We start from the raw sequence: 15,529 nt of genomic DNA on the forward strand, positions 1-15,529 counted from the left end.
ATAGCGGCTTAACCGGAGAGTTACAGCAATGAATGAATATCGACGAGAAACTTACTGCTTAGCCAATCAGGTGGTGGATAGCGAAGTTAATCGCGCCGCCGCCAACAATCAGCCAGACGAACAGCACCAGCGCCATCAGCAGCGGCTTAGCGCCGGCTTTTTTCAGCGCGCTGACGTGGGTAGTTAAGCCCAGCGCGGCCATTGCCATTGCCAGCAGTACGGTATCAAGCGTGACCAGCATATCGACGACGGCTTTCGGCAGCAGGTGGAAGGAGTTAAACACCGCCACCAGAATAAACAGGATGGCAAACCACGGAATGGTGATTTTGCTCTTTTCGCCGTTACCGGCTGGCGCCAGCTGTTTCACACGAGCGGCGATGAACAGCAGGAACGGAGCCAGCATCATCACGCGCAGCATTTTGGCGATAACCGCGGCATTTTCGGCGTCCGGGCTAACCGCGTGACCGGCGGCAACCACCTGGGCGACTTCATGCATGGTGGAGCCCATATAGATGCCATAGGTTTCCGGAGTGAACCAGTGCGCCAGCAGCGGATACATCGCCGGGTAGAGGAAGATGGCGATGGTACCAAAGATAACCACTGTCGCCACGGCGACCGTCACTTTACTGGCTTCAGCTTTGACGACCGGTTCGGTGGCCAGAACCGCCGCGGCGCCGCAGATGCTGCTACCGGCGCCGATAAGCCAACTGGTGTGTTTATCGAGACCGAAGACCTTCTGCCCGAGGAAACAGGCGATAAAGAAGGTGCTGGAAAGTGTCAGTACGTCAATCAGGATCCCGCTGACGCCGACGTCAGCAATCTGGGCGAACGTCAAACGAAAACCGTACAGAATGATCCCCAGGCGCAGCAGATGCTGCTTGGCGAAAATCACCCCGCCGTCGCAGGACTGCCAAATCTTTGGATAAACGGTGTTACCGACCACCATGCCGAACAAGATAGCCAGCGTCAGCGCGCTGAAGCCCGCGCCGGCGATAGCAGGAAAACTGCCTGCCCACAGGGCGGCGCCGGTCAACGCGGCGGTCAGCGCCAGGCCTGGGACGAAATGCCACAGGGTGCGATGTTTAGTGGGTAAAGTGAGTGCTGTCATAACCTTCTCCTTTGTCTGGGCAAAGAATACGACTGGCTGGTTTAAAAATAAAATTGATTATATATTTATAATCTATCGGAATAAGTGATAAACCCTTTATCCTTCAGGCCACAGCCCTGCTGATTTATGTCAACATAGCGTTGACGGTTATCCAGCTTGGGCTATTACACAGGTGAGTTATGCATATCACGCTACGGCAACTGGAAGTTTTTGCTGAGGTTTTGAAAAGCGGGTCAACGACGCAGGCGTCACAGATGCTGGCGCTGTCGCAGTCGGCGGTGAGCGCGGCGCTAACCGACCTGGAGGGGCAACTCGGCGTTCAGCTGTTTGACCGCGTCGGTAAACGGCTGGTGGTCAACGAGCACGGCCGCTTGCTCTACCCGCGGGCGCTGGCGCTGCTGGAGCGCGCCGGAGAGATAGAACAGCTGTTTCGAGGCGATAATGGCGCTATCCGCGTTTATGCCAGTAGCACCATCGGCAACTATATTCTGCCGGAAATCATCGCCCGCTACCGCCGCGATTTCCCCGAACTACCGCTGGAGCTGAGCGTCGGCAACAGCCAGGACGTGATTAATGCGGTCAGCGATCTGCGCGTCGATATTGGTCTGATAGAAGGGCCGTGCCACGCGGCGGATATTATCGCCGAGCCGTGGATTGAAGATGAACTGGTGGTGTTCGCCGCCCCTGACTCGCCGTTCTTAGAGGGCGAATTGACGCTGCAACGGCTGGCGGAAGCGCAGTGGATCCTGCGCGAGCATGGCTCCGGCACGCGGGAAATCGTCGACTACGTGCTGTTGTCGCATCTGCCCGCATTTCAACTGGGCATGGAGCTTGGCAACTCGGAGGCGATTAAACATGCGGTCCGTCATGGGTTAGGCATCAGCTGCCTGTCACGGCGGGTGATTGCCGAGCAGCTGGAGGCTGGAACGCTGGTGGAGCTCAAGCTGCCGTTACCGCGCCTGACGCGCACGTTGTGGCGTATTCGCCATCGGCAAAAACACGTTTCCAAGGCGCTGCAGCGTTTTATCCGCTACTGCGAGGTATAGCGCTGGCGTAAGCCACGATTTTTTGTCTGTTTTTTTATGCGCCAATGCAGGATTACTGCTTTACTAATAATTTGTGTCAGATCATGAAGCTCTCTTATAACTTTGCATTTGTACCGGATGGACGGACGATCGTCTGCTACAATCGCGCCTCATTTTTTGGATGGATAGCATTTTCACATGGTTTCGGAAACTAAAACCACAGAAGCGCCCACGCTCCGCCGCGAGCTAAAAGCGCGCCACTTGACCATGATCGCTATTGGCGGTTCCATCGGTACAGGTCTTTTCGTTGCCTCTGGCGCAACAATTTCACAGGCAGGCCCCGGTGGCGCGCTGCTTTCCTACATTCTGATCGGTCTGATGGTGTATTTCCTGATGACCAGTCTCGGCGAGCTGGCGGCGTTTATGCCGGTTTCAGGCTCCTTTGCGACCTACGGTCAGAACTACGTAGAAGAAGGCTTTGGTTTCGCGCTGGGCTGGAACTACTGGTACAACTGGGCGGTGACTATCGCCGTTGACCTCGTTGCCTCGCAGCTGGTGATGAGCTACTGGTTCCCGGATACCCCCGGCTGGATCTGGAGCGCGCTGTTCCTTGGTATCATGTTCCTGTTGAACTGGATCTCGGTACGCGGCTTCGGCGAAGCGGAGTACTGGTTCTCGCTGATTAAAGTTGCCACCGTGATTATCTTTATCATCGTCGGCGTCATGATGATTTTCGGCATCTTCGAAGGTACGACGCCGGCGGGCTGGAGCAACTGGGGCATTGATGACGCGCCGTTTGCCGGCGGCTTTGCGGCGATGATCGGCGTGGCGATGATTGTCGGCTTCTCCTTCCAGGGCACCGAGCTCATCGGTATTGCCGCGGGCGAATCGGAAAATCCGGAGAAGAACATTCCGCGCGCGGTGCGTCAGGTGTTCTGGCGTATCCTGCTGTTCTATGTCTTCGCGATTTTGATTATCAGCCTGATCATCCCGTATACCGATCCGAGCCTGCTGCGTAACGACGTTAAAGATATTTCCGTTAGCCCGTTCACCCTGGTGTTCGAGCACGCCGGTCTGCTCTCTGCGGCGGCGATCATGAACGCGGTTATCCTGACGGCGGTGCTGTCGGCGGGTAACTCCGGGATGTACGCCTCTACGCGTATGTTGTATACCCTGGCGTGCGACGGCAAAGCGCCGCGCATTTTCTCGAAGCTGTCGAGAGGCGGCGTACCGCGTAATGCGCTGTATGCGACGACCGTGATTGCGGCGCTGTGTTTCCTGACCTCGATGTTCGGCAACCAGACGGTCTACCTGTGGCTGCTGAACACCTCCGGGATGACCGGCTTTATCGCCTGGTTGGGGATTGCGATCAGCCACTACCGTTTCCGTCGTGGCTACGTGTTGCAGGGTAACGATATTAATAACCTGCCGTACCGTTCCGGGTTCTTCCCGCTGGGGCCGATCTTCGCCTTCGTACTGTGCCTTATCATCACGCTGGGCCAGAACTACGAAGCCTTCCTCAAGGACACCATTGATTGGGGCGGCGTGGCGGCGACCTACATCGGCATTCCGCTGTTCCTGGTTATCTGGTTTGGTTACAAGCTGGTGAAAGGTACCCGCTTCGTGCGCTACAGCGAGATGAAGTTCCCGGAACGCTTTAAAGGCTAACTTCATACACTGCCGCTTTCGATAAAGCCCTCTTTTAAAGAGGGCTTTTTTTATGCCTGCAAGACTTACAAACGGACACACTTCTTCATAATTGTATTGATAATTGTAATCATTATCCTTATCATTTCGGCAAATTCAGGATGAAGCCAATCTCCATATCTTGCCGCTCAACCATGAAAGGCAAGGGGCGACCAGCCACATCGACTGTAAAAATTTGCGCGCAGCCGCCAGAGCCGCGTGTCGACAGGATGTGCAAGCAGCACCCTTTGTTTGATTTGTAGTTGACCTCATGGAGATTTGGTATGTTCAGGTTAAACCCTTTTGCCCGGGCGGGACTGTGCGCGTCCGTCGTAGCATTGGCATTTCCGGCGCTGGCCGCAAATGATGACGAAACGCTGGTTGTCACCGCCGCGGCGACTGAACAGAGCGTCAAAGATGCCCCCGCCAGTATCAGCGTTATCACCCAACAGGACTTGCAGCGTAAGCCGGTGCAGAACCTGAAGGACGTGCTGCGCGATGTGCCTGGCGTTCAGCTCACCAACGAAGGGGATAACCGTAAGGGCGTGAGTATTCGCGGCCTGAGTAGCAGCTATACGCTGATCCTGATCGATGGCAAACGGGTGAACTCGCGTAATGCTGTCTTCCGCCATAACGATTTCGATCTTAACTGGATCCCGGTGGACTCCATCGAGCGGATTGAAGTAGTGCGCGGCCCGATGTCTTCCCTGTACGGTTCCGACGCGCTCGGCGGCGTGGTCAACATCATTACTAAAAAAATCGGCCAGAAATGGACCGGTACCCTCAGCAGCGATGCCACCATTCAGGAACACCGCGATCGCGGTGACACTTATAACGGCCAGTTCTTCACCAGCGGCCCGCTGATTGACGGCGTGTTGGGTATGAAAGCCTACGGCAGCCTGGCGAAACGCAGTAAAGACGATCAGCAATCTTCCAGCAACGCCGCGGGCGAAACGCCGCGCATTGAAGGTTTTACCAGCCGCGACGGCAACGTTGAGTTCGCCTGGACGCCAACGGAGAACCAGGACATTACCGCCGGCTACGGTTTCGATCGCCAGGATCGCGATTCAGACTCGCTCGACAAAAACCGCCTCGAACGTCAGAACTACTCTTTGACCCATAACGGGCGCTGGGACGTTGGTAATAGCGAAGTGAAATTCTACGGCGAGAAAGTGGATAACAAAAATCCAGGGCAGGCGGGCACTATTACTTCTGAGAGTAATGCGGTCGATGGTAAATATGTGATGCCGCTGGGTATGATCAACCAGATCGTGACCCTCGGCGGTGAATGGCGCCACGATAAACTCAAAGATCCGGTAAACCTGAGCAGCGGCGGCAAATCGACTTCCGCCAGCCAGTACGCGCTGTTCCTCGAAGATGAGTGGCGGATCTTTGAACCGCTGGCGCTGACCACCGGCATCCGTATGGACGATCACCAAACCTACGGCGATCACTGGAGCCCGCGTGCGTACCTGGTCTATAACGCCACCGATACCGTGACCGTGAAAGGCGGTTGGGCTACGGCCTTTAAAGCGCCGTCGCTGCTGCAATTGAACCCGGACTGGACCACCAACTCCTGTCGCGGTAGCTGCAGCATTATCGGTAACCCGAATCTGAAGCCGGAAACCAGCGAAAGCTTTGAGCTTGGTCTGTATTACAGCGGTGAAGAGGGCTGGCTGGAAGGTGTTGAAGGCAGCGTGACCGCCTTCCAGAACAACGTTGACGATATGATCGACATCCTGCGCACCTCCAGCGCCAGCGAGGCGCCGGGTTACCCGAACTTCGTCGGCTGGAAGACCGTGAACGGTAAGCGCGTGCCGGTATTCCGCTACTTCAACGTCAACAAAGCGCGGATTAAAGGCGTGGAGACCGAAGTGAAGGTTCCGTTCGGCGAAGAGTGGAAACTGACGGTCAACTATACCTATAACGATGGTCGCGATCTGAGCAACGGCGGCAATAAACCGCTGCAGACGCTGCCGTTCCATACCGCTAACGGTACCCTCGACTGGAAACCGCTGGAGGATTGGTCTTTCTACGTCACGGCCAACTATACCGGCGAGCAGCGTGCGGTAAGCGCGACGGGTAAAACCCCAGGCGGTTATACCATGTTCGATATCGGCGCCGCGTGGCAGGTCAGTAAAAACGTGAAACTGCGCTCCGGCGTGCTTAACGTTGGCGACAAAGATCTGAACCGCGACGATTACAGCTATACCGAAGATGGCCGTCGCTACTTTATGGCCGTCGATTACCGCTTCTAATAGCGATAAACTGTCTGCCGCCGCTGAAGTAACTTCAGTGGCGGCAGCCCCGATAAAACGTGTACGCCGCTATCCACCAGGTATCAGCCGCTTGCCTCTTTCATCCACCACCTTTTCTCCATCCTCTTTGCTAAAAGCGCCTTGCTGCGGATCGGGCAGGATATCCAGTACCACTTCAGAAGGCCGACATAAGCGGGTTCCCCGTTCAGTGACCACAATAGGGCGATTAATCAGGATGGGATGAGCGAGCATAAATTCTATTAACTGTTCGTCGGTGAACTTGTCCTCCGCGAGTCCCAACTGGGCATAAGGTTCAACATTCTCGCGTAGCAGAGTACGCACCGCGATCCCCATCTCTGCGATAAGTTTAACCAGCTCATCGTGAGTTGGCGGGGTTTCAAGGTAGTGAATAACGGTGGGTTCATTACCGCTGTTACGGATCATCTCCAGCGTATTACGTGACGTGCCGCAGGCCGGGTTGTGATAGATGGTGATATTACTCATATAAGTGTCTCGTTATAGAGTGAGAGAGAGCCGCAGCGCCAGCGCGGCCAGAGTGACAAACAGCACGGGTAGCGTCATGATGATGCCGGTGCGGAAGTAATATCCCCAACTGATGATCATACTCTTCTGCGACAGTACGTGCAGCCACAGCAGGGTCGCCAGACTGCCTATTGGCGTGATTTTGGGGCCTAAATCGCACCCAATCACGTTGGCGTAGATCATCGCTTCTTTGATAACGCCAGAAGCGGTGCTTCCTTCAATCGACAGCGCGCCCACCAGGACCGTTGGCATATTGTTCATTACCGACGACAGGAAAGCGGTCAGGAAGCCCGTGCCAAACGTTGCCGCCAGCAGTCCCTTATCCGCCAGCATATTCAGAACACCCGACAGATATTCCGTTAAGCCCGCATTGCGCAGACCGTAGACCACCAGGTACATACCCAGCGAGAAAATAACGATCTGCCAGGGCGCGCCGCGCAATACTTTACCGGTATTGATAGCGTGACCTTTTTTCGCAACGGCAAACAGAACAGCGGCTCCGACAGCGGCGATGGCGCTAACGGGCAGCCCCAGCGGTTCAAGAACAAAGAAACCAACCAGCAACAAAAGCAGAACAACCCAGCCAGCTTTGAAGGTTGCGGGATCTTTAATCGCGCTGGCAGGCGTTTTCAGCAAAGTGACGTTGTAGGTTGCCGGAATATCCCGGCGGAAAAACAGATGCAGCATGCCCAGCGTGGCCGCGATGGCAGCAATATCAACAGGAACCATTACAGAGGCGTATTGCGTAAAACCAAGCCGGAAGAAGTCAGCAGAGACAATGTTTACCAGATTAGAAACGATAAGCGGCAGGCTGGCGGTATCGGCAATAAACCCGGCTGCCATGACAAAGGCCAATGTTGTCCTTTTGCTGAACCCCAGAGCGAGCAGCATGGCAATGACGATGGGAGTCAGAATGAGCGCTGCGCCATCGTTAGCAAACAGCGCCGCAACGGTCGCGCCTAACAGGATAATCCAGCTAAACAGCAGACGACCGCGCCCGTTGCCCCAGCGGGAGACATGCAGCGCGGCCCATTCAAAAAAGCCCGATTCATCGAGCAGCAGGCTGATGATAATTACCGCGATAAAAGTCGCAGTTGCGTTCCAGACGATATTCCAGACCACAGGAATATCACTGGGATGAATAACGCCGCTGACCAGCGCCAGCACTGCGCCAATACTCGCGCTCCAGCCGATGCTGAGGCCCCGGGGCTGCCAGATTACCAACACCAGCGTGAATAAAAAGAGACTACCTGCCAACAACATTCACTACTCCAATATATGCGTTTATATATATGTATCAACAGGTGCTACACGCTGATTTCGTGCGCCATTCGTCAAAATCTTCTCTCATGCTCTGCCAGGATGCGGCAATGATCTCCGCCGCCCAAGCCGGCATATGGGGCGAGAGGCGATAGTGGACCCATTTCCCTTGCCGACGGTCGAGCACCAGTCCGGACTCACGTAATATCGCCATATGACGCGATATTTTCGGCTGGGATTGCCCGGTGGCGGCACACAGATCGCAGACGCACAGTTCGCCGGACTCACGCAGCAACATGATGATGGCTAAACGGGTTTCATCCGCCAGAATTTTAAACAGCTGGATAGGTTTTATCATGATTGACCAGATTATCATCGGAGTACATATATGCTAAATCATATGTGTTTTGTTTTAAATAACAAATTATCGCCCGTAGCGACAAGGTAGTTCCTGACGATGATAAAAAGCCGGGCAAGCGGAGGATGCCCGGCGAGGCGGGGGAGGGGGACTATTTAAACAGATGCTTCGCGTGGAAACGCAGATGATCTTCTATAAAGGTGGCAATGAAATAGTAGCTGTGGTCGTAGCCGGGCTGGATACGCAGGCTCAGCGGCCATTGTTTCTGTCGCGCCACCTCTGCAAGGACCGCGGGCTGCAGTTGGGCGCCGAGAAACTGGTCGGCGTCACCCTGATCAATTAAAGTCGGAATGGCATCCCCGGCCTGGCTTGCCTGCATCAGCGCGCAGCTGTCCCACTCCTGCCAGGTCGCCTCATCATCGCCGAGATAGGCGCTGAACGCTTTTTGTCCCCACGGAACTTTGCATGGGTTGACGATCGGCGCGAAGGCCGAGACGCTGGTAAAGCGCCCTGGGTTTTTCAGCGCCACGATGAGCGCGCCGTGGCCGCCCATCGAGTGGCCGCTGATGGCGCAACGGTCGGCGACCTGAAACTGGTTGTTAATTAACTGCGGCAGCTCATCGCGCAGGTAGTCGTACATGCGAAAATGCGCCGCCCACGGCGCCTGAGTGGCGTTGAGGTAAAAACCTGCGCCTTTACCGAGATCGTAACCGGCATCATCGGCGACGTCATCGCCGCGCGGGCTGGTGTCGGGCATCACCAGCGCAATGCCAAGTTCGGCGGCTATCCGCTGAGCGCCGGCCTTAGTGGTAAAGTTTTCGTCATTGCAGGTCAAACCGGATAGCCAGTACAGCACCGGCGGCGGGGCGGTTTCCGTCGCCGGCGGTAAAAAGATGCTAAACGTCATGGCGCAGTTCAGGGTACTGGAGTGATGACGCCAGCGTTGCTGTCGACCCTCGTAACAGCGATGCTCTTCAAGCAGTTCCATGCAGGGCTCCTCGGGTATCTATGTGTAATGCTTAATAATACAGATATTTCATTAACCGGTGAGCAACTTTCACTTTCCCGTCGCGCAAAGCTATTGCATCATTAATACGAGTTATAAAGAACATCTCAGAACATCTACAGTACTTATGATTGCGCGCGGTAGCGGCGGGGCTCGCTGGCGTGGCGCATCGACAACGTCCAACCGCAGCGGTAAAAATGAAAGGTTGCGCCAATTTCAATAATTATCGTGACGGCTACTGGATTATGTGCGCCACCTCACGCACAATGAGTGCAAACTTTGCCCTCAGAAGAGCAAAGAGCGCCACACCTGCAGGAGAACCTAAATGTCATCATTGAGTAAAGAAGCCATACTCGTTCATGAAGCGCTGGTCGCTCGTGGGCTGGAGACGCCGCTGCGTCCGCCAGTACAAGAAATTGATAATGAAACGCGCAAGCGTCTGATCGCCGGGCACATGACTGAGATTATGCAGCTGCTGAATCTTGATCTCAGTGACGACAGCCTGATGGAGACTCCGCATCGCATCGCAAAAATGTACGTTGATGAGATTTTCTCCGGTCTGGATTATGCCAGATTCCCGAAAATCACCGTTATTGAAAACAAAATGAAAGTTGACGAGATGGTGACGGTTCGCGATATCACGCTGACCAGTACCTGTGAACATCACTTTGTGACGATTGACGGCAAAGCGACCGTGGCTTATATCCCGAAAGATTCGGTAATCGGCCTGTCGAAAATTAACCGCATCGTGCAGTTCTTTGCCCAGCGTCCGCAGGTGCAGGAGCGCCTGACGCAGCAGATCCTCACTGCGCTGCAGACCCTGCTCGGTACCAGTAACGTCGCGGTATCCATTGACGCGGTGCATTACTGCGTGAAAGCGCGCGGCATCCGCGATGCGACCAGCGCCACGACCACCACTTCGCTTGGCGGTCTGTTTAAATCCAGCCAGAATACCCGCCAGGAGTTCCTGCGCGCCGTACGTCACCACAATTAATTCGGAGCAGGGTGCATGGAGAGAAACGTCACGCTGGACTTCGTTCGCGGCGTCGCCATCCTCGGCATTCTGCTACTGAATATCACCGCCTTCGGCTTGCCGAAGGCGGCCTATCTTAATCCGGCCTGGGCCGGGAGTATTTCGCTGAGCGACGCCTGGAGCTGGGCAATCCTCGACCTGTTTGCGCAGGTGAAATTCCTCACCCTGTTTGCTCTGCTGTTCGGCGCCGGATTACAAATGCTGCTGGTACGCGGTAAACGCTGGATCCAGTCACGGCTAACGCTGCTTGCCCTACTTGGTTTTATTCACGGCCTCTTTTTCTGGGATGGCGATATTCTGCTGGCCTATGCGCTGGTGGGGCTGATTGCCTGGCGCATGGTACGCGATGCCCATCACGTTAAATCGCTATTTAATACCGGCGTAGTGCTATATCTCATCGGTATTGCGGTACTGGTATTGCTGGGATTGATTTCCGCCAACGGCGCCAGCCGGTCATGGGTGCCCGATGCCGCGAATGTGCAGTATGAGCAGTTCTGGAAGCTCAAAGGCGGTATGGAGGCGGTGAGCAATCGCGCGGATATGCTGTCCGATAACCTGGTGGCGCTGGGCGTGCAGTACGGCTGGCAGCTGGCGGGGATGATGCTAATGGGCGCGGCGCTAATGCGCTGCGGCTGGTTGAAAGGGCAGTTTAGCCTTAGTCACTACCGCCGCGTCGGGTTGGTGCTGATTATTGCCGGGATGGCGGTGAATGTGCCGGCCATCGCCGCGCAGTGGTACTTGCAATGGGACTACCGCTGGTGTGGTTTTCTGCTGCAGGCGCCGCGTGAACTTGGCGCGCCGCTTCAAACCATCGGCTATGCCGCGCTGGCGTGGGGATTCTGGCCGCAATTATGCCGCTTCCGTCTGGTCGGCGCGATTGCCTGCGTTGGGCGGATGGCGCTCAGTAACTATTTACTGCAAACCCTGATCTGCACCACGCTGTTCTATCATCTCGGCCTGTTTATGAAATTTGACCGTTTTCAGCTGTTGGCCTTTGTGCCGGCGGTGTGGGCCGTTAATCTCCTCTTCTCGCAGTTTTGGCTGCGTCATTTCCGCCAGGGGCCCGTTGAGTGGCTATGGCGTCAGTTAACCCTGAGAGCCTCAGGGACAACAACAAGAGATACATCCGTATAACGATCTCGATCACAATCATTAACAAAATGGATGTAACCGTTTCCAGCGGTGTGACCTCACTCACGTAGCGCGGCGCGCGTCACTGCCAGAATAGCCACCTTGCTGAACACAGGAGGTGGGTGTGACGTATTGTAATGCTATTAAGGTGGGTCTCCATGATCACCATTCGTGATGTCGCCCGTCAGGCGGGGGTCTCCGTAGCGACGGTCTCACGGGTGCTGAACAACAGCGCGCTGGTGAGCCCGGATACGCGGGAAGCGGTGATGAAAGCGGTCGCGCAGCTGGGTTATCGACCCAATGCCAATGCCCAGGCGCTGGCGACCCAGGTTAGCGATACCATCGGCGTGGTGGTGATGGATGTGTCGGACGCCTTTTTCGGCGCGCTGGTGAAAGCGGTGGATACCGTCGCGCAGCAGCACCAGAAATATGTCCTGATCGGCAACAGTTATCATGAAGCTGAAAAAGAGCGTAACGCCATTGAGGTGCTGATTCGCCAGCGCTGTTCGGCGCTTATTGTGCATTCGAAAGCGTTAAGCGATGCCGAACTCGGCGATTTTATGCAGCATATTCCGGGCATGGTGCTGATTAACCGCATTGTACCCGGCTTCGCGCACCGCTGTGTGGGTCTCGATAACGTCAGCGGCGCGCTCATGGCTACGCGGATGCTGCTCAATCACGGCCATCAGCGGATTGGCTATCTCTCTTCCAACCACGGCATTGAGGATGATGAACTGCGCCGCGAAGGGTGGGGTAAGGCGCTGCAGGAGCAGGGTATTATCGCCCCGGAAAGTTGGATTGGCTCGGGATCGCCGGATATGCAGGGCGGCGAAGCGGCGATGGTGGAACTGCTTGGGCGTAATTTAGGCCTGACGGCGGTGTTTGCCTATAACGACAGTATGGCCGCCGGCGCGCTCACCACCCTCAAGGATAACGGCATTGCTGTGCCGCAGCATCTCTCGCTGATTGGCTTTGATGACATTCCCATTTCCCGTTACACCGATCCGCAGCTGACCACGGTGCGCTATCCCATTATGTCGATGGCCAAATTGGCTACCGAACTGGCGCTACAAGGGGCGGCAGGAAAACTCGATAGTGAGGCCAGCCACTGTTTTATGCCCACGCTGGTGCGCCGCCATTCTGTGACGCAGAAGCAAAGTGTGGGGCCGATCACTAACTGAATCTATCCATCGATGTAACCGCTTTCAATCTGTGAGTAAATTCACAGTATATTAACATTCCGCTGTTTATGATGGCAGCGTTGACCAGTCCGAACCAGACTGTGCTGATGATGCGTTTAAACATCATTTTAAACAATAGGTTAGGCACTTGATGAAGCCGTTTTTCTGGAGCGTTACCCTACACGGAAGACAGAATTAACGTTGTGAATATCGTTGTGCGGTAACCCTAATGTAACAACTCCCGCCAGCTATCTTCACGCCAAAAAAAACGATGCAAAATAATAAAACCGGAGATTCCATGAATAAGAAGGTCTTAGCTCTGTCCGCCGTCATGGCTGGTATGCTTTTCGGCGCCGCAGCGCATGCCGCGGATACCCGTATCGGCGTTACGATCTACAAGTATGACGACAACTTTATGTCCGTCGTGCGTAAAGCTATCGAAAAAGACGGCAAATCTGCGCCGGACGTGAAACTGCTGATGAATGACTCGCAGAACGATCAGTCCAAACAGAACGATCAGATCGACGTGCTGCTGGCGAAAGGGGTGAAGGCGCTGGCGATCAACCTGGTTGACCCGGCGGCGGCGGGTACGGTTATCGACAAAGCGCGCGGGCAAAATGTGCCGGTGGTGTTCTTTAACAAAGAGCCATCGCGCAAGGCGCTGGATAGCTACGATAAAGCCTACTATGTAGGTACCGACTCTAAAGAATCCGGGATTATCCAGGGCGATCTTATCGCCAAACACTGGAAAGCGAACCCTAACTGGGATCTGAATAAAGATGGTCAGATTCAGTTTGTTCTGTTGAAAGGCGAGCCGGGCCACCCGGATGCCGAAGCGCGTACTTCCTACGTTATCAAAGAGCTGAATGAAAAAGGTCTTAAAACTCAGCAGCTGGCGTTAGATACCGCCATGTGGGATACCGCGCAAGCGAAAGATAAAATGGACGCCTGGCTCTCCGGCCCGAACGCTAACAAAATCGAAGTGGTGATCGCTAACAACGATGCGATGGCGATGGGCGCGGTAGAAGCGCTGAAAGCGCATAACAAGAGCAGCATTCCGGTGTTCGGCGTCGATGCTCTGCCTGAAGCGCTGGCGCTGGTGAAATCCGGCGCGATGGCCGGTACCGTGCTGAACGACGCCAACAACCAGGCGAAAGCGACTTTCGATCTGGCGAAGAACCTGGCTGACGGCAAAGAGCCTGCTGCTGGCACCAACTGGAAAATTGAGAATAAGATTGTCCGCGTACCATACGTAGGCGTCGATAAAGACAACCTCAGCCAGTTTATCGGTAAATAAGTTTTACATGCATTGCGGGCGCGTTCAGCGCGCCCGATTATTCCTGATACCGAAGCCGATTTTGCTGCGATATAACTTATCGTCGCGGATCGGCACGAACGCAGCCAGGTATAACTATGGTCAGCAATAATAGCGTACAGTCGGGCGAATATTTGTTGGAAATGAGCGACATCAACAAATCTTTCCCCGGCGTGAAAGCTCTTGATAATGTCAACCTGAAGGTTCGTCCGCACTCAATCCATGCATTAATGGGGGAGAATGGCGCGGGTAAATCGACATTATTAAAATGCTTATTTGGGATCTATCAAAAAGATTCCGGCAGTATTCTTTTTCAGGGAAAAGAGATCGATTTCCATTCGGCGAAAGAAGCCCTGGAGAACGGTATTTCAATGGTGCACCAGGAGTTAAACCTGGTTCTACAACGTTCGGTCATGGACAACATGTGGCTGGGGCGTTACCCCACCAAAGGTATGTTTGTCGATCAGGATAAAATGTATCGCGATACCAAAGCGATATTTGATGAACTGGATATTGATATTGACCCGCGCGCTCGCGTGGGGACGTTATCGGTATCGCAGATGCAGATGATTGAAATTGCGAAGGCGTTCTCCTATGACGCCAAAATAGTCATTATGGATGAGCCTACCTCATCGCTGACCGAAAAAGAGGTCAATCACCTGTTTAAAATAATCCGCAAGCTGAAAGAGCGTGGCTGCGGCATTGTTTATATCTCCCATAAAATGGAGGAGATATTCCAGCTCTGCGATGAGATTACTATCCTGCGCGATGGTCAGTGGATTGCCACCCAGCCGCTGGAAGGGCTGGATATGGATAAGATCATTGCGATGATGGTTGGCCGTTCGCTGAACCAGCGTTTTCCGGATAAACAAAACAAACCGGGCGAAGTAATCCTTGAAGTTCGTAACCTGACCTCGCTGCGCCAGCCGTCGATTCGCGATGTCTCGTTCGATCTGCATAAGGGCGAAATTCTCGGTATTGCCGGGCTGGTAGGCGCGAAGCGTACCGATATCGTTGAAACGCTGTTTGGCATCCGCGAAAAGGCCAGCGGCACTATTACCCTGCATGGTAAAAAAATTAATAACCATAGCGCTAACGAAGCGATTAACCACGGCTTTGCGCTGGTAACCGAAGAGCGTCGTTCGACGGGGATTTATGCTTATCTCGATATTGGTTTTAACTCGCTGATATCAAATATCAAGAAGTATAAAAACAAGGTCGGCCTGTTGGACAATTCACGGATGAAAAGCGATACCCAATGGGTTATCGATTCCATGCGTGTAAAAACGCCAGGTCATCAAACGCAAATCGGTTCGCTTTCCGGCGGGAATCAGCAGAAGGTTATTATCGGCCGTTGGTTATTAACCCAACCGGAAATATTAATGCTTGATGAACCGACCCGCGGAATTGACGTCGGCGCGAAATTTGAAATTTACCAGCTGATTGCCGAACTGGCTAAAAAAGATAAGGGCATCATTATTATCTCTTCTGAAATGCCGGAGCTGCTGGGAATTACCGACCGTATTCTGGTTATGAGCAACGGGCTGGTTGCCGGAATTGTTGAGACCAAAACCACGACGCAAAATGAAATTCTGCGTCTTGCATCATTGCACCTTTGAGATCAG

General features: G+C 54.3%; 13 protein-coding genes. 8 read left to right on the plus strand and 5 right to left on the minus strand.

The genetic code is table 11. The features are described 5' to 3' along the window. Positions 1 to 58 precede the first annotated feature (58 nt). Positions 59 to 1,108, minus strand: coding sequence for a YeiH family protein (locus PGR23_RS01540; protein ID WP_045391310.1), 1,050 nt, complete (start codon positions 1,106 to 1,108; stop codon positions 59 to 61). Positions 1,109 to 1,287: 179 nt separating this feature from the next. Here PGR23_RS01540 and yieE point away from each other — a divergent pair, with 179 nt between their 5' ends. The 3 genes from yieE (at position 1,288) to cirA (ending at position 6,077) form a co-directional block, all read left to right on the plus strand. Beyond that, complete coding sequence (gene yieE / locus PGR23_RS01545; protein WP_015365699.1) at positions 1,288 to 2,154, plus strand: DNA-binding transcriptional regulator YeiE; 867 nt, start codon at positions 1,288 to 1,290, stop codon at positions 2,152 to 2,154. 177 nt (positions 2,155 to 2,331) lie between these two features. Then, on the plus strand, positions 2,332 to 3,801 hold the full coding sequence (locus PGR23_RS01550; protein ID WP_047078277.1) for an amino acid permease: 1,470 nt from the start codon (positions 2,332 to 2,334) through the stop codon (positions 3,799 to 3,801). 302 nt (positions 3,802 to 4,103) lie between these two features. Next, positions 4,104 to 6,077: a catecholate siderophore receptor CirA gene (gene cirA, locus PGR23_RS01555; RefSeq protein WP_045391307.1), complete on the plus strand. Its 1,974-nt coding sequence runs from the start codon at positions 4,104 to 4,106 to the stop codon at positions 6,075 to 6,077. Between the two features lie 69 nt (positions 6,078 to 6,146). On the opposite strand, the gene arsC is transcribed toward cirA, so the two are convergent. The 4 genes from arsC to fghA all read right to left on the minus strand — a co-directional run bounded on the left by arsC (position 6,147) and on the right by fghA (position 9,226). Continuing rightward, positions 6,147 to 6,581 carry a glutaredoxin-dependent arsenate reductase gene (arsC, locus tag PGR23_RS01560; RefSeq protein ID WP_020078288.1) on the minus strand — a complete coding sequence of 145 codons (435 nt, stop codon included), beginning with the start codon at positions 6,579 to 6,581 and terminating at the stop codon, positions 6,147 to 6,149. A gap of 12 nt (positions 6,582 to 6,593) precedes the next feature. Further along, the gene (locus PGR23_RS01565) at positions 6,594 to 7,883 is read right to left on the minus strand and encodes an arsenic transporter (protein ID WP_047044929.1); all 1,290 of its coding nucleotides are present in this window, start codon (positions 7,881 to 7,883) and stop codon (positions 6,594 to 6,596) included. Between the two features lie 34 nt (positions 7,884 to 7,917). Continuing rightward, complete coding sequence (locus tag PGR23_RS01570) at positions 7,918 to 8,238, minus strand: metalloregulator ArsR/SmtB family transcription factor (protein ID WP_213797430.1); 321 nt, start codon at positions 8,236 to 8,238, stop codon at positions 7,918 to 7,920. Between the two features lie 151 nt (positions 8,239 to 8,389). Further along, the gene (fghA, locus tag PGR23_RS01575; RefSeq protein WP_396279525.1) at positions 8,390 to 9,226 is read right to left on the minus strand and encodes an S-formylglutathione hydrolase; all 837 of its coding nucleotides are present in this window, start codon (positions 9,224 to 9,226) and stop codon (positions 8,390 to 8,392) included. Between the two features lie 343 nt (positions 9,227 to 9,569). Between fghA and folE the strand changes: the two genes are divergently transcribed. From folE to mglA, 5 genes are all read left to right on the plus strand, one after another. Next, on the plus strand, positions 9,570 to 10,238 hold the full coding sequence (gene folE, locus PGR23_RS01580) for a GTP cyclohydrolase I FolE (RefSeq protein ID WP_015365708.1): 669 nt from the start codon (positions 9,570 to 9,572) through the stop codon (positions 10,236 to 10,238). 15 nt (positions 10,239 to 10,253) lie between these two features. Further along, positions 10,254 to 11,411: a DUF418 domain-containing protein YeiB gene (gene yeiB / locus PGR23_RS01585; protein ID WP_047078275.1), complete on the plus strand. Its 1,158-nt coding sequence runs from the start codon at positions 10,254 to 10,256 to the stop codon at positions 11,409 to 11,411. Positions 11,412 to 11,566: 155 nt separating this feature from the next. Beyond that, positions 11,567 to 12,589: an HTH-type transcriptional regulator GalS gene (gene galS, locus PGR23_RS01590; RefSeq protein WP_047044918.1), complete on the plus strand. Its 1,023-nt coding sequence runs from the start codon at positions 11,567 to 11,569 to the stop codon at positions 12,587 to 12,589. A 298-nt stretch (positions 12,590 to 12,887) separates the two neighbouring features. Continuing rightward, a complete protein-coding gene (mglB, locus tag PGR23_RS01595) occupies positions 12,888 to 13,886 on the plus strand; it encodes a galactose/glucose ABC transporter substrate-binding protein MglB (RefSeq protein ID WP_045391288.1) in 999 nt (332 codons plus the stop codon). Positions 13,887 to 14,002: 116 nt separating this feature from the next. Continuing rightward, the gene (gene mglA, locus PGR23_RS01600; RefSeq protein ID WP_015365712.1) at positions 14,003 to 15,523 is read left to right on the plus strand and encodes a galactose/methyl galactoside ABC transporter ATP-binding protein MglA; all 1,521 of its coding nucleotides are present in this window, start codon (positions 14,003 to 14,005) and stop codon (positions 15,521 to 15,523) included. The last annotated feature ends 6 nt before the right edge of the window (positions 15,524 to 15,529 follow it).

Origin of the sequence: Klebsiella sp. 141162, assembly GCF_050600755.1 — a bacterium.
Classification (GTDB): domain Bacteria; phylum Pseudomonadota; class Gammaproteobacteria; order Enterobacterales; family Enterobacteriaceae; genus Klebsiella; species Klebsiella aerogenes.